The organism is Candidatus Kryptonium sp., from assembly GCA_025060635.1.
Taxonomy (GTDB): Bacteria; Bacteroidota; Ignavibacteria; order Kryptoniales; family Kryptoniaceae; genus Kryptonium.
In genome coordinates, this window is sequence record JANXBN010000001.1 from 37,820 (window position 1) to 61,435 (window position 23,616).

Annotated in this window: 24 protein-coding genes; 13 read left to right on the forward strand and 11 right to left on the reverse strand. The window is 37.5% G+C overall.

All coding sequences use genetic code 11. The features are described from left to right. Nucleotides 1-12: 12 nt before the first annotated feature. The 10 genes from NZ923_00190 to hypA form a co-directional block, all read right to left on the reverse strand. The gene (locus NZ923_00190) at nt 13-1,749 is read right to left on the reverse strand and encodes a DUF885 domain-containing protein (protein MCS7228435.1); all 1,737 of its coding nucleotides are present in this window, start codon (nt 1,747-1,749) and stop codon (nt 13-15) included. A gap of 1 nt (nt 1,750) precedes the next feature. After that, entirely contained in the window at nt 1,751-3,385 is a 1,635-nt protein-coding gene (gene lnt / locus NZ923_00195) for an apolipoprotein N-acyltransferase (GenBank protein ID MCS7228436.1), read from the reverse strand. After that, on the reverse strand, nt 3,363-3,932 hold the full coding sequence (locus NZ923_00200; GenBank protein ID MCS7228437.1) for a phosphatase PAP2 family protein: 570 nt from the start codon (nt 3,930-3,932) through the stop codon (nt 3,363-3,365). Before NZ923_00200 ends, lnt begins: the two co-directional genes overlap by 23 nt. After that, nucleotides 3,929-4,546 (reverse strand): DedA family protein, encoded by a 618-nt coding sequence (locus tag NZ923_00205; GenBank protein MCS7228438.1) that lies wholly within the window; start codon nt 4,544-4,546, stop codon nt 3,929-3,931. Before NZ923_00205 ends, NZ923_00200 begins: the two co-directional genes overlap by 4 nt. Beyond that, entirely contained in the window at nt 4,543-5,025 is a 483-nt protein-coding gene (ispF, locus tag NZ923_00210; GenBank protein ID MCS7228439.1) for a 2-C-methyl-D-erythritol 2,4-cyclodiphosphate synthase, read from the reverse strand. Before ispF ends, NZ923_00205 begins: the two co-directional genes overlap by 4 nt. A 1-nt stretch (nt 5,026) precedes the next feature. Beyond that, nucleotides 5,027-5,317: an acylphosphatase gene (locus tag NZ923_00215; protein MCS7228440.1), complete on the reverse strand. Its 291-nt coding sequence runs from the start codon at nt 5,315-5,317 to the stop codon at nt 5,027-5,029. A 4-nt stretch (nt 5,318-5,321) separates the two neighbouring features. After that, complete coding sequence (locus NZ923_00220) at nt 5,322-6,521, reverse strand: DHHA1 domain-containing protein (protein MCS7228441.1); 1,200 nt, start codon at nt 6,519-6,521, stop codon at nt 5,322-5,324. Nucleotides 6,522-6,595: 74 nt separating this feature from the next. Then, nucleotides 6,596-8,884: a carbamoyltransferase HypF gene (gene hypF, locus NZ923_00225; GenBank protein MCS7228442.1), complete on the reverse strand. Its 2,289-nt coding sequence runs from the start codon at nt 8,882-8,884 to the stop codon at nt 6,596-6,598. Continuing rightward, complete coding sequence (gene hypB / locus NZ923_00230; protein ID MCS7228443.1) at nt 8,856-9,542, reverse strand: hydrogenase nickel incorporation protein HypB; 687 nt, start codon at nt 9,540-9,542, stop codon at nt 8,856-8,858. Before hypB ends, hypF begins: the two co-directional genes overlap by 29 nt. 22 nt (nt 9,543-9,564) lie before the next feature. Continuing rightward, the gene (gene hypA / locus NZ923_00235) at nt 9,565-9,906 is read right to left on the reverse strand and encodes a hydrogenase maturation nickel metallochaperone HypA (protein MCS7228444.1); all 342 of its coding nucleotides are present in this window, start codon (nt 9,904-9,906) and stop codon (nt 9,565-9,567) included. Between the two features lie 205 nt (nt 9,907-10,111). On the opposite strand from hypA, the gene efp reads away from it, so the two are divergent. The 13 genes from efp (at nt 10,112) to NZ923_00300 (ending at nt 22,060) form a co-directional block, all read left to right on the forward strand. Then, nucleotides 10,112-10,672: an elongation factor P gene (gene efp / locus NZ923_00240; protein MCS7228445.1), complete on the forward strand. Its 561-nt coding sequence runs from the start codon at nt 10,112-10,114 to the stop codon at nt 10,670-10,672. A 19-nt stretch (nt 10,673-10,691) separates the two neighbouring features. After that, nucleotides 10,692-11,255, forward strand: a complete 564-nt coding sequence (gene accB / locus NZ923_00245) for an acetyl-CoA carboxylase biotin carboxyl carrier protein (GenBank protein MCS7228446.1) — start codon at nt 10,692-10,694, stop codon at nt 11,253-11,255. A 23-nt stretch (nt 11,256-11,278) separates the two neighbouring features. Beyond that, nucleotides 11,279-12,631 carry an acetyl-CoA carboxylase biotin carboxylase subunit gene (accC, locus tag NZ923_00250; GenBank protein ID MCS7228447.1) on the forward strand — a complete coding sequence of 451 codons (1,353 nt, stop codon included), beginning with the start codon at nt 11,279-11,281 and terminating at the stop codon, nt 12,629-12,631. A 20-nt stretch (nt 12,632-12,651) separates the two neighbouring features. Continuing rightward, on the forward strand, nt 12,652-13,035 hold the full coding sequence (gene gcvH, locus NZ923_00255; GenBank protein MCS7228448.1) for a glycine cleavage system protein GcvH: 384 nt from the start codon (nt 12,652-12,654) through the stop codon (nt 13,033-13,035). Nucleotides 13,036-13,067: 32 nt separating this feature from the next. Beyond that, nucleotides 13,068-14,405 (forward strand): aminomethyl-transferring glycine dehydrogenase subunit GcvPA, encoded by a 1,338-nt coding sequence (gcvPA, locus tag NZ923_00260; GenBank protein MCS7228449.1) that lies wholly within the window; start codon nt 13,068-13,070, stop codon nt 14,403-14,405. Nucleotides 14,406-14,603: 198 nt separating this feature from the next. Continuing rightward, on the forward strand, nt 14,604-15,332 hold the full coding sequence (locus NZ923_00265; protein ID MCS7228450.1) for a glycosyltransferase: 729 nt from the start codon (nt 14,604-14,606) through the stop codon (nt 15,330-15,332). Continuing rightward, the gene (locus NZ923_00270) at nt 15,329-16,933 is read left to right on the forward strand and encodes a capsule assembly Wzi family protein (GenBank protein ID MCS7228451.1); all 1,605 of its coding nucleotides are present in this window, start codon (nt 15,329-15,331) and stop codon (nt 16,931-16,933) included. The genes NZ923_00265 and NZ923_00270 overlap by 4 nt, the downstream gene beginning before the upstream one ends. Nucleotides 16,934-16,946: 13 nt before the next feature. After that, nucleotides 16,947-18,521 (forward strand): S41 family peptidase, encoded by a 1,575-nt coding sequence (locus NZ923_00275; protein MCS7228452.1) that lies wholly within the window; start codon nt 16,947-16,949, stop codon nt 18,519-18,521. 61 nt (nt 18,522-18,582) lie between these two features. Continuing rightward, nucleotides 18,583-19,296, forward strand: coding sequence for a hypothetical protein (locus NZ923_00280; GenBank protein MCS7228453.1), 714 nt, complete (start codon nt 18,583-18,585; stop codon nt 19,294-19,296). An 8-nt stretch (nt 19,297-19,304) separates the two neighbouring features. Further along, entirely contained in the window at nt 19,305-20,105 is an 801-nt protein-coding gene (locus NZ923_00285; protein ID MCS7228454.1) for a DUF3108 domain-containing protein, read from the forward strand. Between the two features lie 24 nt (nt 20,106-20,129). Then, entirely contained in the window at nt 20,130-20,678 is a 549-nt protein-coding gene (locus NZ923_00290; protein MCS7228455.1) for a gamma carbonic anhydrase family protein, read from the forward strand. Then, the gene (locus NZ923_00295) at nt 20,653-21,549 is read left to right on the forward strand and encodes an MBL fold metallo-hydrolase (protein ID MCS7228456.1); all 897 of its coding nucleotides are present in this window, start codon (nt 20,653-20,655) and stop codon (nt 21,547-21,549) included. Before NZ923_00290 ends, NZ923_00295 begins: the two co-directional genes overlap by 26 nt. A 19-nt stretch (nt 21,550-21,568) precedes the next feature. Then, entirely contained in the window at nt 21,569-22,060 is a 492-nt protein-coding gene (locus NZ923_00300; protein MCS7228457.1) for a helix-turn-helix domain-containing protein, read from the forward strand. On the opposite strand, the gene NZ923_00305 is transcribed toward NZ923_00300, so the two are convergent. Next, complete coding sequence (locus NZ923_00305) at nt 22,050-23,597, reverse strand: YifB family Mg chelatase-like AAA ATPase (protein MCS7228458.1); 1,548 nt, start codon at nt 23,595-23,597, stop codon at nt 22,050-22,052. The two genes, NZ923_00300 and NZ923_00305, sit on opposite strands and share 11 nt — an antisense overlap. Between the last annotated feature and the right edge of the window lie 19 nt (nt 23,598-23,616).

Sequence of the window (23,616 nt, forward strand, 5' to 3'; positions counted from 1 at the left end):
TACGAGCGAAATTTATTTCTCAAGCAAAATTTCCCTTAAATACTTCACAGGTGGTGAACCATGTGAAAGCAGACTTTCGTTGAACTCTTTTATCTTGAAATTTTCGCCCTTCAATTTCATATATTCATCTCTCAAAGCCATTATCTCTTGAAATCCTGTGAAATAGCTTGAAAGTTGAGCGGATGTAAGACAGGCTCTTCTCCACTTTCCTTCAGCTTCAGCTCTTTCTTGAAATCCTTCCCTCATCATTAAATCAAGCGCCTCCTCTTGCGTCATATTCCCAGCGTGAATCTTATGATCAAGAATTGAGTTGATTATAACTCTTAAATACCACTTCAAGTGAATCAATTTCATCCTTGGATCGTTATTCAAAATCCCATTTTCAATCAATAATCTTTCTGCGTATACAGCCCAACCTTCAACCATCGTCCCACTCCAAAAGACACTTCTAACTATTGACGGACAACGATTTGAATAATAAAGTTGGACATAATGCCCCGGAATTGCTTCGTGAATGCTTAACTCAAGAAGTGAATAATAATTATACTCCCGAAGATATGATTCAACCTGTTCAGGCGTCCAATCCTCTGGAATTGGAGAAACATTATAAAATGTTTTCATATTTTTCTCAAGAGGGCCAGGCGCTTCAAGTGAAGCGATCGCAACACCACGCTGATATTCAGGAGTTTCACGGACGACAAGAGGTTTACTTTCGTCAAGCGTTAAAAGATCTTTCTCTTTTACGAATTGAGTTAAATAATTTAAATCCGATTTTATTCTATCCATTATCTCAGATGGTTTGGGATGTTCAAGCACGATCTTGTCAAGCACTGCTTTTATAACCGACAATTTATCCTTTCCTCTCGGTTCCTTTCCATAGTAATACTTATAAAGTGGCAATGCGATCTGATACATCTCGTCGTGTGTTTTGCTTTTCTCCTTCTCTGCAAGCGCAAGGATTTCATCTGGGCTTAAACTTGACTTTAAGTAATATCTCATTTTTTTGTAATAAAGCTCTTTGCCGAGACGAAAATCACGATTTGACTTCGGCTTCAATTCATTCTCAAGCCACTTCCCATAATCTTCAAGAGAAGCAACGCCAGCATCAACTGCTTTCCTTAACTCTGTCCTGAGCTCTTCACTTATATTCAAGGTGTCCGCAAACTTTATTAAATCGTTCTTCAAAATGTTTATGTTCCCTCTGTTTTGCCTTATTGCGGTTTCAATATGGATTTGTGGAGCATTTTTGAGATTTTTCTTTGCTTGTTCAACGAAATTTGGTATCTGCTTAACTCTTTCAATTGCGTTCTTCAATCTCTCCTGCGCAGGCGCAAAATCCTGCGTTATCAAATACATTAATCCATCACCGATCACGGAATTATAAATTAACGGATTCCATTCGTGTTCTTTCAATTCCTCAAGATTAAAAATCCGCTCGTCAATTTCTTCAATTAAAATCCGACAATCAATGCTGTTGTCTCGGGAAAGCTTTTTGAGATCAAATTCAGAAAACTTTTCCCTGTATGTTTTCAACCATTCAAGTTTTTCTTTGAGGTTTCTTTCGGAAAAGTCGTCAAGCAAATGATCATACTTATGATATCCAATCCATGTAGCCGAGACAGGATGATATTTGAAATACTCATCCATAAACTTGTTGACAAGTTCAGTGAACCTTTCATCTTCCGTTTTTCTTGCGCAACCGAGGAAAATTAAGATCATAGCGAAAGTTAGAATTGATTTTAACTTCATTTTACGGACTTGACTTTGTTTTAAATTTTTTAAAAAGTGTTAGAACGAATACGATGAAAACAGCAAAGCCTGAGATGTAGATGATTATATCGCCATACTTTGTGTAAAAGGTTTTTTCGTCGTTTATCTTAACAACATCTGCTATTTGCGTCCTTTCATTGAATCGCGTCTTGATTTGCACTCTACCGTATGGATCTATGAAGCCAGATATTCCGCCGTTTGCGCATCTTACGATACTTCTTCTGTTTTCAACCGCCCGCAAAATTGAATATTGAAAATGTTGATACGGTCCAGATGTATTTCCGTACCAGCTATCGTTCGTGATCACAACTAAAAATTGCGCGCCTCTTTTGACGAACTCACGGATAAGGGATGGATAGATTGACTCATAACAAACGCCACCGGAAAACTTTACGATTTCACCATTTCTTCTTTCCATCTCAAAAACAGTTGTATCTTTACCTTTTGCCCAGTTGCTTATCCCAACTCCCCACTGCAACGGTTCAATCAAAAAGTGAAATGTGTCCGCATAAGGCAATCGTTCTCCAAATGGGACAAGTATCATCTTTGCATATTTTTGAATCTTATCCGACTTCGGAAGAAACAATCCCATTGAATTGAAAGCATCATATCTTTGCCCCGTCTCTTTTATCAAATGACTGCTCGGTGGTGCCTGTGATGGATCATCGTAAAATTTTGCATCTGGAAAACCTGTTAAAATTGCAACATTTAAACTGTCAATTTGATTCTTAAACCAGTTGAAATAATAACGATACGGCGAAAGAAGAAAATAATATGTTATCGCGGTCTCTGGATAAACGACAAGTTCAACATCTGGATGCTCGTTAATTATTTTTTTCGTCATTCCCATATAAAGTTCAAGCTGTTCAGCAAGCGTCCCTTCCCACTTAAGCCAAGGATTTATGTCAGGTTGAATTAAACCAACCTTCATTTCTTTAAATGAGACATCGCTTGACTTTTTCAAGACATAAAGCCCGTAAATATCTGGAACGATGTAAATCAAAACACCAACGAAGAAATATCTTAAAGCTGTTTTTGAGAGAAAATCTCTCTGTTTCAAGATCTCCTTGATCCCAAGATAAAGCAAAACATTCACAACGAGAATTAGAAATGAAAGCCCATAAACACCTGTAAATTCAATGAATTGAATCTTTTCAAGATAATATGTCTGCGTGTTCCCAAGCGTAAGCCAAGGGAAAGCAAGCTCGGTCGTGGAACGAAAATACTCAAAAAGAGTATAAGCAAATGGAAAAACTATGAGATGAATTTTCCCACCGAAATTTTTCTTCACAAACATATAAAACCACATCGGCAAAAAGAAGAGAACTGGATGCACTAAAATTAAAAGCACACACCCAACCATCAAAAATGGATCTGCCTCCTTTGACCATCCACCAACCCAGTAAAGAGTGAAAAGATTAAAGAAGAAAAACGCAAGATAAGAATAACGAAAAAGCTGTTTGTAGCTTTCAACTTTGTCAACTAAAAACAAAAGTGGAACAAATCCAACGGTTGCAAAAAATCCTGTCGTCAACGGTGGGAATGAAAGAGATAGCAAAGCGCCCGATGCAAACGAAAGCAAAAATTTCTCGTTAAAAATTTTCTTTCTCAACATTTTTCCCGATTTTGTTTTTCACATAAAACCAAGAGTAAAAAACCACAAATCCCACAACTACACCAAGCACCATCCCAAATACGACATCCGCTGGATAATGGACACCGACATAAATCCTTGAAAACGAAATAACGAAAGCGAAAGAGAAAAGATAAATCGCTAATTTTTTATAAAATTTTGAAATAACCGTTGCAACGGCGAAGCTATTTGTTGCGTGACTTGATGGAAACGATAAACCGCTACCGCATCCAACAAGCAATCTCACATTTTCAAGCTCGTGGCAAGGTCTTATTCTGCCAACCATCGGCTTTATGACATGGCTACTTAATTGATCAGCGATCGCAACCGCAGGTATCAAAAGAAGAGCAAGAATTCTTCCCGTCCTCCCGCCGAAGATAATAAGCCCAAGCCAAATTAAACCTAAAAAGATTCTCAAGTTCATGTCCTTGGTGATAAAAGGCATCAAGACATCAAAAATTGGATTGGCAATTCCACGATTTAGAAAGTAAAAAAGCGCTTTGTCAATTTGTAAAAGTTCCTGAATCAAGACCTCTCCTTTTTACTTTTCAATATACTTCTCAAGATAAAAATTACGATCGCAAGAGTGATAATTGCCGTTACAACTTTGCTATACCCAGAAATTACATCCGCAATAATATGCCAGTTCTCACCGAGAATCTTCCCAGCAGTTACAAGGATTAAATACCAAAGCGATGCACTAATAAACGAAAGCAAGATTGACTTTTTTAGCTCGTATTCCCCAAGCCCGGCGAAGAACGCAACGAAAGCCCTCGTCCCAGCAAGGAACCTATTTATAACGATTAGAAAATATCCATATTTTGCAAATAACATCTCAACTTTTTTCACGCTCTCTGGTTTTATAAATTTGATCTTTCCCTTTTCAATTATCTCATCCCCAAATTTATCACCAATCAGATACATAGTTGCAAAGCCAAGCGTGCTACCTAAAACCGCCGAGATTAGCGTAAGAGAAAAATCTGTCTTGCCAAGCCCCACAAGAGACGCACAAAACACGACAACAACATCGCTCGGCGACGGAGGAAAAATGTTTTCAATATATGCAAAGAAAAAAATCACAAGATAGATCCAAATGTTGTCAATGCTTAAAATAAAGTCAAGTATTTGCTTCGTTTCCATCATTCGTTTTCTTTTGATTTTATCAAGACGACAGCAAAACAAGCGATCGCTTCGCCTTTGCCAGTTGCGTCAAATTTTTCGTTTCTTTTCGGCTTAACCGAAATTTTGTCGGAAGAAATCTCAAGAATTGAGCTTAATTTCTCCCTAATGCTTGGCACAAACGGAGAAAGCTTAACATGTTCAAGAATCACAGTTGAATCAATGTTTGATATTTCAAAACCTTTTTCATCAAGTATCTTTTTTACCTCTTTGAGGAAAATTTCGCTCCTTGCGTCTTTGTATTTTTCATCTGTGTCGGGGAACAACACACCTATGTTTTCAAAGCCAAGAGCTCCGAGAATTGCGTCGCATATCGCATGGATTAACACATCACCGTCAGAATGTCCAAGTGATCCTTTTTCAGATGGAATTTCAATCCCGCCGATGAAAAGTTTTCTACCTTCAACAAGCGGATGTATGTCATAGCCAATTCCGATTTTCAAATCAGAGCCATCCCTTTATTTCAAACGATTTATATTTTGCTTCGTAAGGTTTCCAAGTTATCTGGACATCTTCAACATGTGCATATCTTGGTCCGACTTTTACGAGTTTTATTAATTCCTCCACAAGCGAGCGCTCCCCTTCAACTTCAATTTCAACATCACCATTGCTTAAATTTCTAACCCATCCATATAACCCAAGGTTGTTTGCGTGTTTTTGCACAAACCAACGAAATCCAACTCCTTGGACAATCCCCTTGACGATTATGTGCGCACAGACATAATCGCTGGACATGTTCTTATGAAATTTTTGTTTTTAATCTATCAAGACTGATTTTGAACATCTCTTCAAATTTTTCAATCATTCCACCAAATTGGACGAAATCGCTTTTGCCTCCCCCTCTACCACCAGTTAAATTCAAAACTTCACTTAAAATCTCTTTTAAATCAATTTGGACATCCGCAGATCTCGCCATGATGAAATTCGCTCCATTAAACTTTGCACCAAGCACAGCAACAATTTGTGGATGTTGAATTAATTTTCTCGCGAGAATTTTTAACTCCTCTGGATTTCTATCTTCAAAACTTGCGCTAATTAAGTTTACAGTGCCAACTTTTTCGGAGCTTTTAACGAGAGTTTCCGCTTCAAACTCAATTAATTTTTCCATAAGAAAGTTTATCAACCTTTGCTTTTCTTTCTGCGTTTCAAGAATTTTGCTTACCTGTTCCGACAGCTCAAAATCACGGACACTTAAAAGAGAAACAAGTTCATTTGAAACTTTATTTTTCACCTGATAATCCCTTAACGCTCTGATCCCACAAACAAATTCAACTCTTATCAAACCACCTTTAACTCTTTCCCACCTTTTAACTTTTATCAAACCTATCTCGCCCGTCTTTGAAACATGGGTTCCACCACATGGAGAATAATCAAAATTGCTTACCTCAATAATTCTAATCGTCCCCGATACCTTCGGAGGTTTCCTCAAGGGAAATTTTGAAATTTCGGAATCATTGACGAAATGTATCTTAACATCTCTATTTTCCCACACGATTTGATTCGCGAGAGATTCAACCTCATGGACTTTGTCGTAATTCAAAGAATCAATATCGAGATCAATTGTTCCAACATCGTCGCCAAGTCGCGATGATACAGTTTCAGCGTTCAACAAAATTTCAAAAGCCCGTGAAAGTATATGCTGTCCTGTATGTTGTTGCATATTTGAAAATCTTCTTTCCCAGTCAATTTTACACTCAACTTCACCTGATGGTATGTCACCATCAATCAAATGCAAAATTTCGTCCTCATCCGTCTCAATGACATCAACAACTTTTGAGTTATTGATAAAACCAGTATCGTGCTCTTGTCCGCCAGAGGTTGGATAAAAGTATGTTTTATCAAGAATAATTGCGCTCTGAGCGTTATAAGTTTTGACATCTATGACCTTTGCCCTGAAGCTTGTGGTATAACTATCGGTGTAATAAAGTTTCTGCGTCACGAGAGGACAAATTTTTTTCTTAAATTTAAACAGATAAAATCAATTTTACCAAGTCGGTCTATTTTCGGGATTTGTTAAACTTTGGAGGTTTTACTCAAAGCGATGACTGCCTGCCCCAATGATAATCCCCCATCATTAGGTGGAACTTTTGAATGCGTGTAAACCTCAAAACCAAGTTTCAAAAGTTCTGGGATCGTTTTTTGAACTAACAAAGCGTTCTGAAAAACTCCACCGCTTAAAACTACTTTATTTATTCCAAACTCATTTCTTATCTCTTTTGAAACCTCGCAAATTATGCTTGCGATGGTATTGTGGAACTTGCCAGAAATTTTTGGGATGGGAACGCCATCAAGAATATCCCCGACAATTTGGTCAAATGTTGATTTAAGATTTACTCTCCAAGGTTTTGAATCATTGATTATTTCAAATTTGTAGCTCAAATTTTCGCTTTCGTCCGCAAGCATTTGCAGTTCCATCGCAGCTTGAGCTTCGTAATTGACACTCAACCTAACACCACAAAGAGCAGAGACAGCGTCAAATAATCTACCAACCGCCGATGTTGAAGGTGAATTGATTTTCTTATCTATGATTTGAAGAAGAAGGTTGAACTTATCACCTTTTTCAGTTGTTAAGTTTTTAATAAACGGAATTTCAATGCCAAGGAAATCTTTCCCGAAGAGGTGATAAAGATATGAAACAGCCATTCGCCATGGTTCTTTTATTGCGATCTCGCCGCCGGGCAGTGGCACATATTCAAAATGTGCAACTCTTTCAAACCTTGAAATTTCCGCAACAAGAAATTCACCACCCCAAATTTGCCCGTCTGTCCCAAATCCAGTTCCATCAAATGCGATGCCAATAACTGGTTCAGACAAATTATTCTCTGCCATACAACTGACGATATGAGCGTGATGATGTTGAACGGGAATTTTCACAGGTATGTCAAGATCAAGTGCATATTTTGTTGAAAGATACTCTGGATGCATATCGTATGCAACAACCTTCGGATCAAGATCAAAAAGTTTTTTAAAATGTTCAATTCCTTCAATCAACGATCTCAATGTTGCCCAATTTTCAAGGTCTCCGATATGATGGCTCAAGAAAGCATAATTTCCTTTTAGAAAACAAAATGTGTTTTTCAAATGTCCACCAACAGCAAGAATATGTTCCCTCGCTTCAAATGGGATCTTGACAGGATAAGGGACATATCCACGAGAGCGTCTTATCATCACCGGTTTTCCAGCAATCACAGTCGCCACCGAATCATCACAGCGAATGTGAATCTCACGATTATGAACAAGGAAGAAATCTGCAATATCTTTTAACCTTTCAAAAGCATCATCATCTTTATATGCGATCGGTTCTTCAGTTAAATTACCACTTGTCATAACAAGAGGAATTTTCACCTCTCTTAAAAGCAAATGATGAAGCGGAGTATATGGCAACATAACACCAAGATAGGAATTCCTCGGGGCAACCTCATAAGCAATTGGTGAATTTTCCTTCTTTTTGATTAAGACAATTGGGCGTTGGATTGAAGTCAAAAGTTTTAATTCGGTCTCATCGTATTCACAAATTTTATCAAGCCATTCAACATCCGGGATCATAATTGCGAAAGGTTTCTCAATTCTCATTTTTCTTTTTCTTAACTCGGCAACGGTTTTATTATTTAAAGCATCGCAAGCGAGATGATAACCACCGAGACCTTTTATTGCAACTATAAAACCGCTATGCAGAATTTTTGCCGTTTCTTTTATTGCATCATCGCAACTTACTTCGTTTAAATTTCTGTCAAGAAGTTTAATTTTTGGACCGCAAATGTGGCAGGCGTTTGGTTGAGCGTGAAATCTACGGTTTGCTGGATCATGATACTCACGCTCGCAGTCATCGCACATATTAAAAACCGACATCGTTGTTTTCGCTCTGTCATATGGGACATCAACTATGATTGTAAACCTCGGACCGCAGTTTGTGCAATTTATAAATGGATATCTATAACGCCTATCGGTTGGCTCAAAAAGTTCTCGCAGACAATCATCGCAAGTTGAAACATCGGGGGAGATCAATACAAATTTTTCTTCTCCTGACTTGCTTTTTTCAATGAAAAATTCCTTGTAGCCTTTTATATCAGATGGCTCTGAAATGATTTTTTCAATCAACGAAAGCGGTGGTGCCTTGACTGGAATTGCCTTGATGAACTCATCTATTGCCTCTTCTTCACCCTCAACCTCAATATAAACTCCGCTCGTATCATTGTAGATATAACCTTTCAAGTTAAACTCATTTGCCAGTTTATAGATAAAAGGTCTAAAACCAACGCCTTGGACAATCCCCTCAATGTATATCTTCTTGGCTTTTAACATGTTCTTTGAACTTTTGAAATCTATTTAAAAACCAATTAATCCACGCGTCAATTCCTTCGCCAGTTTTGCATGAGATTGGGAAGATCACAGCCCTCGGATTTACTTCAAGGACATTCTTTTCAAGATCTTTCAATTCAACGCCAGCATATGGCAAAAGATCAATTTTATTTAGCAAAACCACCTCTGTCTCGTGAAACATAAGCGGATATTTTTTCGGTTTTTCTGCGCCTTCAACGACGCTGTAAACCATAACCCTTAAATCCTCACCAAGATAAAACTCCGCCGGACACACAAGATTTCCAACATTTTCAATAAAAAGTATATCAAAGCCATCAAGTTTAAACTCGTGAAGAGCGTTGTGAACCATACGAGCATCAAGATGACAAACATTTCCAGTCGTTATCTGATATGCGGGAATTCCAAGGGATTTTATTCTATCTGAGTCAATTGTTGTTTGAAGATCTCCTTCAATAACGGCGATTGAGAAGTTTTGTTTGATTCGTTTGATCGTTTCCTCAAGCACTGATGTCTTACCAGCGCCTGGTGCCGACATTAAATTAACGACGAAGACGCCCCATTTTCTAAAAAGTTCTTTATTCTCAAGAGCAATTTCCTCGTTTGCTTGTAAAATTTTTGCGCCGACATCAATTTTATGCATTTTTACGCTCCGCTTTTTGGTTTTATTCAATTTCAATATATTCAACTCTCATTTCTCTGCCTGATATGATTTCCATCGGTTCAGCACACTTTGGGCAAAACAAATTAAAATCATCCATTGAATCAAGTACAAATCCACAATTTCTGCAAATTGCTTTAAATCCAACGATTTCAATTTCAAGATCTGCTCCATCAGCTTTTGTCCCAACCTTTGCTATTTCAAACGAAAATTCAAGCGCTTCCTTCACAATTCCCGAAAATTCTCCTATTTGAACTTTTATTTTTTTGATTCTATGCGAATTGTTCTTAAAAGCAACATCTTCCGCAATCTCAATTATGCTTTGGGCAATTGAAAGCTCGTGCACCCTTGAAAAAAGAATTTTTGTTTGATAGAATTTAAAAAATTTCTTTAAACATTGCCAAACTTTACAAACAACGCATTTAGCCACTTTGCTTTTCGCAGTAAATGTAAGTAGATGCCCACTCAATTTCTTAAATCCCCTTCTTGCTTTTATTATCGCTTTTGTTTATATTTTTCAAAGCAAATCCGAAACAAAACCAATGGAGAATATGGCCACAACAGCTGACATTAGAAATGGTTTAAACATAAGATATAATGGCAAAGTCTATACGATTATTGATTTTCAACATGTTAAAAGAGGTCGTGGCGGAGCGTTCGTAAGGGTCAAACTTAAAGATGTCAAAACTGGCAGAATCCTTGATGAGACATTTGATTCCGGAGAAGAAATTGAAATCGTCAGGCTTGATTTCAGAAAGTTTCAATTTTTATATAAAGACGGTGATGAATTTGTGTTTATGGATCTTGAGACATTTGACCAAATTCATGTTCCATCTGATCTTGTAGGTGATAATGCGTTGTTTATGAAAGAAAACGAGACAGTTGACATTCTTTTTGATGGAGATCAGATACTTGGAATTCAACTTCCGACATTTGTTGAGCTTGAGGTTATTGAAACAGAACCAGGTATAAAGGGAGATACAGTGACAAATGTAATGAAGCCAGCGAAACTTGAAACAGGTGCAATTATAAATGTTCCACTCTTTATTGAACAGGGCGAAAAAATCAGAGTTGATACAAGAACTGGCGAGTATGTTGAAAGAGTAAAATAAACTTAAGGAGGCAATCAAAATGGATCTTAATTACATCAAGGAATTAATCAAAGCGGTTGATGAAAGCGGTGTTGAAGAGATTGAGATAGAAATTGAGGGCTCAAAATTAAGGATAAGCAAGAACCGCAGGGGCGAGGTCAATGTTTCTCAAACAGGATCAAATTCTCTTCCAAATTATATCCCAATTCCATTTCCGATTTATTCAACCGGGTTTGCTCAGCCACCTATGGCTATTCCCCAGCAACCCGTTGTATCACCTCAAAGCGTTCCAGCACCAGTTGAAGTGAAAGAAACGAAACCGCAAGAAAAAACAGAAACACCAGCAGTTGAAACAGGCAAAAAGTATCATGAAATAAAATCACCAATAGTTGGCACATTTTATCGTGCTCCAGCTCCAGATGCAGATCCATATGTTAAAGTTGGGGATGAAGTATTCCCTGGTACGGTCCTTTGCATAGTTGAAGCGATGAAACTTATGAACGAGATTGAATCAGATGTCCACGGAATCGTCGCAAAAATACTCGTTGAAAATGCACAACCTGTTGAATATGGTCAACCTCTATTTTTAATTGAATTAATTTAAACAAAAAAATTAGCGGGCTAAAATTGTTCAGGAAAATTCTGATCGCCAATAGAGGTGAAATCGCCTTAAGAATCATCAGAACTTGTAAAGAACTCGGAATAAAAACAGTTGCAGTTTACTCCGAAGCAGATAGATATTCACTTCATGTCAAATTTGCCGATGAAGCAGTTTGCATAGGTCCAGGACCAAGTAAAGAAAGCTACCTCAACATCCCGAGAATAATCGCAGCAGCAGAAATTACGAACGCGGAAGCAATTCACCCAGGATATGGTTTCCTTTCGGAAAATGCTATGTTTGCTGAAATTTGTGAATCATCGGGTATAAAATTTATAGGTCCGACGCCAGATGCAATTGAAGCCATGGGTGATAAGTCGTTAGCGAAGGAAACAATGAAAAAAGCCGGCGTTCCAGTAATCCCAGGAAGTGATGGTGTTGTCAATTCGCTTGAAGAAGCGCGGGAAATTGCTAATGAAATTGGTTATCCGATAATGCTTAAAGCTGCAGCTGGCGGAGGCGGTAAGGGAATGAGAATGGTAAATAGCGATGACGAACTTGAAAATGCATGGCAAACTGCAAGGGCAGAAGCAGAGGCAGCTTTTGGAAATCCAGCACTTTATATTGAAAAGTTTATTGAAAAACCAAGACATATTGAAATTCAAGTCCTCGCAGATGAACACGGAAATGTAATTCACCTCGGTGAAAGAGATTGCTCAATTCAAAGAAGACATCAAAAACTAATTGAGGAATCCCCATCTCCAATCGTAACACCTGAGCTTCGCGAAGCGATGGGACAAGCAGCTGTCAAAGGAGCGAAAAGCGTAAAGTATAGAAACGCTGGAACGATTGAATTCCTCGTTGATAAGGATGGAAACTTCTACTTTATGGAGATGAACACGCGAATTCAGGTTGAACATCCAGTTACGGAAATGGTTTACGGAGTTGATATAGTGCGAGAACAGATCAGAATCGCAGCTGGTGAAAAACTTGGCATAAAGCAGAAAGAATTAAAACCAAATGGCCACGCAATTGAATGCAGGATCAACGCCGAAGATCCTTATAAAGGTTTCAGACCTTCTCCCGGAAAGATAACTGCTCTACATTTCCCAGGCGGTTTCGGTGTAAGGATTGATTCCCACATTTATCAAGAATATGTTGTACCACCATACTATGATTCAATGATAGCGAAATTAATCGTCCACGCTAAATCAAGAGACGAAGCAATCCGAAGAATGTTGAGAGCACTTGAAGAATTCGTAATTGAAGGAATTCACACAACAATTCCTTTTCACATCAAACTTTTGAATTCACCCGAATTTAGAAGTGGAACCGATTACGATACAAAGTTTGTTGACCTCAAATTTAGCATGAACGACTAAAACATAAAAGGAGAAAACCAATGCAGTTCCCAGAAAATTTAAAGTACACAAAAGAACATGAATGGATAAGAATTGAAGACGACTCTATCGGGGTCGTCGGAATAACTGATTACGCACAAAGTGAACTTGGAGATATCGTCTATGTTGATCTTCCAGCAATTGGAAAAACCGTAAAACAACTTGAATCCTTCGGCACCATTGAAGCAGTTAAAGCTGTATCTGATCTCTTTTCCCCCATTTCCGGTGAAATAATTGAAGTGAATGAAAAATTAAAAGATTCACCAGATTTGATCAACAAAGATCCATATGGTGAGGGCTGGATAATTAAAATCAAAATCAAAGATCTCAGCGAACTTGATAACCTTCTCTCTGCAGAAGATTACAGAAAATTAATAGGCAAGTAAAACAACTTTAAAATTTAAGAGGCACATCAAAAATGGGCTTCGTTCCAAACACCGATGAAGACAGACAAGAAATGTTAAAAGCAATCGGGGTTTCATCATTTGAAGAACTAATCTCTGACATCCCACCTGAAATTAGATTGAAAGAAGATTTAAAACTGCCCGAACCGCTTTCTGAATATGAGGTTTTAAAAGAACTCCAAAGCATCTCTGAGAAAAATCTTGATTTAAATCATGCGATCTCTTTTCTTGGTGGCGGTGCTTATGACCATTTCACACCATCAGCTGTCTTCACCATAATAAGTAGATCCGAATTTTACACCGCTTACACACCTTATCAAGCAGAAGTAAGCCAAGGAACACTACAAGCAATATATGAATATCAAACGATGATATGTCGTTTAACTGGGATGGATGTTGCGAACGCTTCAATGTATGATGGCGGAAGTGCACTCGCAGAAGCTGTCCTGCTCGCGCTCGGACATACAGGAAGAAATGAGGTAGTAATCGCTGGGCCAGTTAATCCAAATTATTTAACAGTTGTCCGCACCTATACACATCCAAGAAGAGCAGATATAAAATTGACAAAATTTGATTCGGGGATTTGTGATATTGATGACTTAAAATCAAAAGTCACGGATAAAACTGCCTGCGTCGTCGTCCAGCAACCAAACTTCTTCGGAAACATTGAAAATGTCTTTGAAATTGAAAAGATAACTCATAATGTTGGTGCCTTATTCATAGTTGCTATTGATCCCATATCGCTTGGATTACTTGTTCCACCTGGTGAATATGGCGCCGATGTCGTAGTCGGAGAAGGACAATCGCTTGGGATACCTTTAAGTTTCGGCGGACCTTATCTTGGAATCTTTGCCGTTAAAGAGTTTTTGATCAGAAAAATTCCAGGACGTTTAGCTGGAATTACAATTGACAGAGACGGGGAACGCGGTTTTGCTTTAACTCTTCAAACAAGAGAACAACATATAAGAAGAGAAAAAGCGACATCAAACATTTGCACAAACCAAAGCTTAATGATGCTTGCAGCGACAGTTTACATGGCTTTGATGGGGAAACAAGGATTAAAAGAAGTTGCCACTCTCTGCTTACAAAAAAGCCATTACCTTGCCGAGGAAATCTCAAAAATTAAAGGATTCAAACTCAAATACAATCAACCGTTCTTTAAAGAATTTGTTGTTCAAACACCTGTTCCAGTTTCAAAAATTAAAGAAAAACTACAACCGAAAAAGATTCTTCCTGGGATTGATCTTTCAAAGTTTGATGGCTATGGTGATGGTTTATTAATTGCAGTGACTGAAAAAAGAACGAAGAAGGAAATGGATCTTTTCGTTGAGGAACTGAAAAACCTTGTATGAAACTCGGAATGAATCTTGAATCTTTTCCAGAAGGGGAAGGAATAATTTGTTCAAAAAGTTATCAAATTTCCCCCCTCTCCAGAGAAAGGGGAGGGGAAGTTTTAAATTTTTTATCAGCGGGACGATAGATCCCACTTTTTCAGAAAAATTTTATTATGATGATGCGGTTTGTAATCAATTAACATCATTTCCTGCGAAATGAAAAGATTTTCGGTTATAATTCCAACATTTAACGAAGAAAAGTCGCTCTGCTGGGCTGAAAAAACATTTACGAACGAAATCAAACAAAAATATAACATTGAAATCATAATAAGCGACGGCGGAAGCACAGACGGCACGATTGAGATAGCTAAAAGATTTGCCGACAAAATTATTTTAAATGAAAATAAAGAAAAACAAACCATAGCTCAAGGTAGAAATCTCGGGGCTTTGAGCTCAGACGGAGAAATTTTAATTTTTTTAAACGCTGACACAAAAATTCAAGATATTGATCTATTTTTTAAACTTTGCGATAACCTTATGAAAATGCCAGGAGTTGTTGCTTTGTCTTTTGAAGTTGCGGTATATCCCGAAGAAGAACTTTTCAAAGACAGAGTTTTCCACTGGTTGATTAACAAGTTTTTTGCAATGTTAAATGTCGTAGGGCTTGGAATGGGAAGAGGAGAATGCCATGTGGTAAAGAGGGAAACTTTCTTTGAAGTCAATGGTTATAACGATAAAATCGTCGCTGGTGAAGATTTTGATCTTTATATGCGACTCCGTCGGCTTGGAAAAATTATAAATGTCCACGGCATCAAAATTTACGAATCACCGAGAAGGTATAGAAAATATGGTTATATTCGGACTCTCTCGCTTTGGTTTCTAAACTCAATCTCAATTATATTCTTCAAGAGATCAATCTCAAAAGTTTGGGATGCTGTAAGATGAGAAGATTTCTCCTTATTTTTTTGTTTATTTCTTCAGAAGTTTTTTCGCAAGTTGAAAATGTCCCTATTTCGCATAGAGTTTATCAATTTCTCAAGCGTATGGAGGTTAGGGGGTTAATCAAAAATTTTGACGACGCTTCCTTGCCAATTTCAAGAAACGAGGTCGCAAATTTCTTAAGTGAAATTTACACACAGCGCGAAAAGTTAAGTCCGAAAGAGCAAGGTTATCTTGAACTTTTGCTGATTGAATTTGAAAACGAGCTGAAGCGAGATGATTTCTTTGAGACATCAATTTTAAAAGACGGATTTAAATTTAAAGATGGATTCTTCTCGGACAAAGCAAAGTATCTATATTCCTACAGGGATTCAAATGTTAATTTTTTTGCTGACCTGCTTTTCAATCTTGACACGAGGTTGACTAAAAATTCAAATGTTATTTTAGCCGAAATTGGGGGAAGATTAAGAGGAACTTATGATGGGAAACTTGGTTTTTACCTTCAATCAACCGATGGTCAATCTTTTGGGGATAAAAACCTCGCGCTTGAAGATTTTAGATTGAAACAAAATTACAAATTCAACGAAGAAGGCTCGGTAAATTTTGACTTCACAGATGCGTATATAAAATATCAAACAAAGTATTTAAGTTTTCAACTTGGGAGAGAAGCGATAACACAAGGTTATGGGTTTTCTGGGAAATTATTCGTTTCACAAACCGCGCCGGTTTTTGATTTCTTTAAAATTCGCTTCAAATACAAAGGTGTATCTTACGATTTTGTTCACTCGTGGCTTCTGGGCTCAAAGTTTATGATCTCAGATTCAATTGCAGGTAAAATTACAGTGATAAATTCAAAATATCTCGCAACGCATAGGCTAAATTTCAATTTTTGGGATAAATTTTATTTCGGTGTGTGGGAAGGAGTTATTTACACAAAGCGTTTTATTGAGCTAGCATATCTAAATCCGATAAATTTTTACAAATCTGCAGAGCATTCGCTTCAGGACAGAGACAACGCTCTTTTAGGCTTTGATTTTAAATCAAACATCTTTAGAAATTTCCAAATTTATGGCACGATCTTAATTGACGACATACATTTCCTTAAGCTCGGAAGCGGCTGGTATGGAAACCAACTTGCTTATCAGCTTGGAATTTACTTTGCGAATCTTATAAGCGATGCTGATCTTATATTTGAATATACAAGAATTGAACCTTATGTCTATTCGCACAGATTTAACGAAAACAGCTATTCGCACAACGACTTTCTTTTAGGTCACGAGATAGGTCCGAATTCAGATGATTTTTTCATTAAAATTATTTATCTTTTATCAAAAAGAGCGACCTTGGCGATTTTTGCGGAAAAAATAAGGCACGGGAAAAATCCAATTGTCGGCTCTGACACGATAAATGTCGGTGGTGATTTTAAACTTGGGCATCGCTTATGGGACGCTGAAAAAGTCAAGTTTCTTGATGGAAATGTTGAGAGCAAGATAAGGTTTGGTTTTGATCTGCTTTGGGAGGTGAGGAAAGATATTGTCTTGGGTTTCGGTGCTGGAAAATATGAAAAAAATTTTTTAACTTATTTCAAATTAAAAATAGATTATTAGGAGGTAAAAGGATATGCTTCGGCAAAAGTTCTCCCCGCTTACGATAATAATCGTGCTTTTAATCGGGATAGTGATTGGGGCGAATTTAAATAATTTGCTTTCCAGCGATGATGTCTATGTTCAAATAATGAAGTTAAATGATGTCCTTAACTTAGCACGAAAAAACTATGTTGATAAAATTGACACACAAACTCTTGTTGAAGCAGCTATTGAAGGAATGCTTGAGGTTCTTGATCCGCACTCGGTGTATATTCCCGCAAAAGCAATGGAAAGAGTAAACGAAGATATAAGAGGTAGCTTTGAAGGAATCGGAATTGAATTCACAATCATAAATGACACAATAAATGTTGTCTCTCCAATAGCTGGCGGTCCAAGCGAACAACTTGGAATAATGGCTGGAGATAAAATAATCAAGATAGATGATCAATCAGCAATCGGCCTGAAAAATGAAGATGTCATAAGAAAACTTCGTGGTCCGAAAGGAACGAAGGTTAAGGTTACAATTTTAAGACCTGGTGTCAAGGAACTTTTAGATTTTGTGATAACGAGGGATAAAATTTCAATTTACAGTATTGATGTTGCTGTGATGGTTTCAAAAGACATTGGATATATAAGCATCAACAGGTTCTCCGAAACGACAGATAGAGAGTTCAGAGAAGCGGTTCAAAAGCTTAAATCACAAGGAATGAAAAAACTCATCCTTGACTTACGAAATAATCCAGGTGGGCTTCTATCAGAAGCTGTGAAAATCGCTGATGAATTCCTTCCAAAAGGAAAGTTGATAGTTTATACAAAGGGTCGTCTCCCCGAATATAACGAGGAATTTTACGCAACTTCAGAGGGAACACTTGAAAATGTCCCCGTTATCGTTCTTGTGAATCAAGGTTCAGCTTCTGGAAGCGAAATTGTCGCTGGCGCAATACAGGATTGGGACAGAGGTCTTGTAATTGGCGATACAACCTTTGGAAAGGGACTTGTGCAAAGACAATTCCCGTTAAATGATGGCTCCGCTGTAAGATTAACAACCGCAAGATATTATACTCCGAGCGGTAGATCAATTCAAAAACCTTACGAAGGGAAGAAATATGTTTCATCTGCTGAACCAAGTGCTCGGAAAGATTCAGCTAAAATTGTTTATAACACGAAAATTTTATCTCGCCCTGTTTACGGTGGTGGTGGGATAGTTCCCGATTTCATTGTGCAAACAAAAAGCTTAACAGATTTATCTGTCAACATAAGAAGACAAAATCTGTTCTACATTTTCATTTCAAACTTCATGGACACGAAGGGGAATGAAATAAGAAATAAATATGGCAATAGTTTTGATAACTTCAAGAGAAACTTCCAAATAACGGATGCGATGCTTGACGAATTTAAGAATTTCGTTATCTCAAAAGGGATAAAATGGGACGAGGAACAATATAAACAAGATCTTTCATACATAAGAGCGATCTTGAAAGCTCATGTTGCGAGGTTTATCTGGCGAAACGACGGTTGGTATCCAGTGATGCTTGAAATTGACGAGCAGTTCCAAAAAGCGCTTGAGCTTATGCCTCAGGCTGAGAAACTTTTCGCAAGCACCAAATAAGCTAAACACGCTCCCGCTTGTTGCGGGGGCTTTAAGGTTAAAAATAAATCATGGAGAAGAAATGAAATTTAAACTGACACTATTTCTCATTTTTATTTTGCCATCAATCCTTATCTCACAAGCTCAACAGCAGTATTCAGTTGAAGATGTGATTAAAAAACTTGAAGCAATGGATAACTCACTAAAAGAAAATGTTAATGAATTTCGCAACGAATTTGATCAAAAATTTAACCAAATTACAAAAAGAGTTAGCCAAGTTGAAGCACAAAACCGCGATTTGAGAAATCGCATCATTAAAGTAGACGAAAAAATTTCAGCGCTTGAGAATGGAATCAACGATGTGAAAAAAGGAGTTAGCGAGGTAAATGTAAATGTTAAGGAAGTTTCAACTAAAATTGATGAAAACATTTCAAAGTTTGATGAAATAATTTCAAAACTTGGAGCGAACAGAGCAACGCTCATAGTTGGATTTATCATCGTTATAATTTTATCGGCTGTGATCGCTGTCGGCGTGATGAACCTATCGCGATTAACGAAATCAGTGGAGAAAAACATAATTGATACTTTTGAAAGCTCCGCTGGAAAAATTGAGGTGACCACAAATGATTTAAGAACCATAGTTGATGTTTTAAAACAACAAACAAGCGAAATAGTTGCATATCAAAGGATACTTGAGGAGAGGATAATTTCAGCACAGCAACAGATTGAAGCGAAACTTGAAGAGAAACTCGCAACCAAAAAGAGAACACAAAGAAAGGCAACGAGCTCGGAATAATAGAATCTATGCTATTTATCATTGTTTTAATTTTTGCGCTTTCAACACCTTTTCAGCAAGAATTTGAAAAATTTGACAAGGCATTTAACACATCATTTCTACAAGTCGGAGAAGAACTTGTTTATGAAGTTAAATATCTTTTTTTTAAACTTGGTCAGATAAGGTTCCGAGTTGTTGATAAGTTCGTTGAAAATGGAGTTGAACTTTACAAGGTCAGGGTGAGAGTTGATTCTTATTCAGTTCCCTTTGTTGAAATTCACGCTGATTTTGAAGCGGTTTTTGATTCAAGATTTGTTGCAAAAAGATACCGCAGCGAACAACACGAGCGAAAGTATTATCAAAGCGTTAAATATCAGTTTGTTGAAAATCTGTCTGCTTATGTAGTTGAGAAAAATTATTATAACTTTGAATATAACACGAAAGGGCGTAAGATAGATACCGTTAAAATTTCAACGATGTATTGCGACGGCCCGTCTCTTTTTTATTACGCAAGATCAAATGTAAATCAAACGAAGACATTGGTTGTCCCAACCTTCATTGAAGGGACAAAAGGGATCACAATTATAAACTTTGGCAAGAGAAAGACGAAAATAAAGTTGGATGTTTTAAATAAACCGATTGATGCTTACGAAATAGATGGTAAAGCAAGCTATGTTGGATTTTTTGGTTTAACTGGGGACTTCGTTGGTTGGATAAGCGCAGATGAAAGAGCAATTCCATTAAGAGGTAAATTAAAAGTTTTTGTTGGAAGCGTCGTTGTTGAGCTAAAAAGTTGGAGTGGTCCTTGGAAGGTAGCCCAAAAGAATTAGTAAAAATAAAATAAAACAAAAAACATGAAGATACTACCACATAAAGGCAAATTCCCACAAATTGATGAATCGGTCTTTATAGCCGAAGGCGCTGTGATAATCGGTGATGTCATAATTGAAAAAGATTCAAATATATGGTTCAACGCCGTAATTCGCGGCGATGTGAATTACATAAGAATTGGTGAAAGAACGAACATTCAAGATGGTTGCATTCTTCATGTGACAACAGAAAAATTTCCGTTGATCATTGGGAATGATGTAACAGTCGGACATGGTGCAATTTTACACGGAGCCATAATTCGCGATAGATGCCTAATTGGAATGGGCGCTATAGTCCTTGATGGGGCGGAAGTAAGACCTTATGCTTTCGTTGCAGCTGGCTCGCTCGTAAAACAAGGATTTGTGGTTCCAGAAGGAACACTTGTCGCAGGCGTTCCAGCAAAGGTCGTAAGAGAATTAACGGAAGATGAAAAGAAAGCGATTGAGGAATCAGCTTTACACTATGTTGAACTTTCAAGGGAATATAAGAATTTAAAGGGGGTAAGTTATGAAATTAAAAATTTGGGGTTGTAGGGGTTCTATCCCTACACCAGGAAAGGACACGGTTCGTTACGGGGGGAACACTCCCTGCGTTGAACTTAAACTTAATGATAATGACCTTATCATTCTTGACTCTGGTACAGGGATAAAAAATCTTGGCAACTACTTGATTCGCAAGGGTGAATCCATCAAGGCATATATTATGATAACTCATCCACACTGGGATCATATTCAAGGATTTCCATTTTTCAAACCGCTTTTTATCTCAGGAAATGAATTTACAATAGTTGGTTCGGGAGCAAGGACAAAAACATTAGAGCAAATTGTTGCAGACCAGATGGATAGAGTTTATTTTCCAGTTAGATTAAGCGAATTGAAAGCGACGATAAAATTTTTACAAGTTGGCGAGGAAGAATTTAAAATTTATGATGCGACAGTTCAAACAATCTATGTCAACCATCCAGGATTCACACTTGGATATAGGATAACTTACGATAACAAAACGATTGTATATATAAGCGATAACGAGCCATTTGATAGGGAAATAACGCCATATCTTTTCAACTGGGAAAAAGAAGTTGTGGAAAAATTTGATAAAATTTCAGGAGATCCCAACAAAAGAATTTTTGAATTTGTAAAAGGCGCTGATCTTTTGATTCACGATACAACTTACACTCCTGAAGAATATGTTGAAAAAGTTGGATGGGGACACTCCCATTATCTGTTCACATTGAGAGTTGCCCACGAAGGTGGTGTGAAAAGACTTTTGCTTTTCCATCACGACCATACTCACACGGATAATATGATAGACGAAATCTACGAGCATTGCAAAAACGAAGTCAAAAAGAAAAAATACAAATTTGATCTACTCGTCGCTTCAGAGGGCATGGAAATAAAAATTTAGATTTTCTAATTGATCTACGATGGGCATAAAACGAACGCTATACCTAACACAAGAGGAAAAGAATGAACTACTCAAAATCTTAAATGAAACAGAAGTTAACTCAATCTCCAATCGCAGAGCTAAAGCTGTTCTGTTGAAATCAGAGGGCAAATCGCTGAAAGAAATATCACGAGAAATAGGTCTAACGAAACAAGCTGTTCACAACATAGTAAAACTTTTTGAGAAAAATGGTTTAGATGCAGTTCTACCCAAAAAGCGAGGAAAGAAAGAAAAATTCGCAGAAGAAAAGCAACAAATTATAAACTTAGTTAGTGAGTTTGCCCCTTTTGAATTTGGAATTGAGAAAAGATATTGGACGCTCCGAACAATTGTCAAGGCAATGAAAAAAATTTACAATGTTGAAATATCAGTTGGCTCAGTTCGCAAAATTTTACAAGATAACAGAATCAATCTCAAAGCAATTAGAAATAAATACGCCAAACGAAAACTATCAGATTATCTCAAGGAATAAGTCCCCACATACTTCTATCAAGGCTACGATATTGAATTGCTTCGCTTAAATGTTCAGGTTTTATGTTTTGGCTTCCGGCAAGATCTGCGATTGTCCTTGCAACTTTAAGTATTTTATCGTAAGCACGGGCAGAAAGCCCAAGTTTTGTGATCGCATTTTTCAAAATTAACTCGCCCTCGGGATCAATCTTACAAAACTCACGAATCTCCTTGGTTTGCATATCTGCATTTTTGAAAAGATTCTTTCGCCCTTTAAATCTTTGAAGCTGTATCTCCCTAGCTTTTATTACCCTTTCTCTTATTTGTGATGATGTCTCGCCTGTGGATTTGCTAACGAGTTCAGAGTATTTAACAGCGGGAACTTCAATATGGATGTCAATTCTATCAAGAAGTGGTCCAGAAATTTTTCCCATATATTTTTGAATTTGCGCTGGGGAGCAAGTGCACTGCTGGTATGGATTGCCGAGATTTCCACACGGACACGGATTCATTGCGCAGACGAGCATGAAGTTAGCAGGATATTCAACCGTCATCTTTGTTCTGCTTATAGTGACTTTTTTATCTTCAAGCGGTTGTCTTAAAACTTCAAGAACATTGCGATTAAATTCAGGAAGTTCATCAAGAAATAAAACTCCGTGATGAGCAAGCGAAATTTCACCAGGTCGTGGTATTGTCCCACCTCCAACAAGAGCTGAATCAGAAATTGTGTGATGCGGGGCTCGGAATGGACGCGTTGCAACAAGAGCTGTATCTGGTGGTAGAAGCCCAGCAACTGAATGAATTTTAGTCGTTTCAAGAGCTTCCTCAAGCGTCATTGGTGGTAAAATTGTTGGAAGTCGCTTCGCAAGCATCGTTTTACCACTCCCCGGGGGTCCGATCATTATAACATTATGTCCTCCGGCGGCTGCAACCTCAAGAGCTCGCTTGACATTTTCCTGTCCCTTGACATCTGCGAAATCAATCGTATATCTGCTTTCTTGATTGAAAATCTCATTTATGTCAACTTTGAATGGATTCAAAATTCTATACTCCCCATTCAAAAAATTCACCACTTCTGTTAGCGAACTCATCGGATAAACTTCTATTTCTGAAACTATCGCCGCCTCCTTCGCATTTTCTTTTGGGAGAATTACACCTTTTAAATCAGAATTCCTTGCTAAAATAGCGATCGGAAGAGCACCATGTATTGGTCTCAATGTTCCATCAAGTGCTAATTCTCCAAGAATTATAAATTTATCAAGTATGTCAGATTGAATTTGGTCGGTTGCGGATAAGATTCCAATTGCTATCGGCAAGTCAAAATGTGAACCTTCTTTTTTTACATCAGCTGGTGCTAAATTTACGGTTATTTTCTTGTTTGGAAACTTAAACCCTGAATTTTTAATCGCAGCGTTAACTCTTTCACGACTTTCCTTAACCGAGCTATCTGGCAAGCCAACGATTGTGAACGAAAATAATCCTTGTTCAATGTGAGTTTCTACTTTTACCAAAAACGCATCTATCCCATAAGTTGAAGCGCTCAAAACTTGGGAAAGCATAAGTTTAGATCAAATTTAT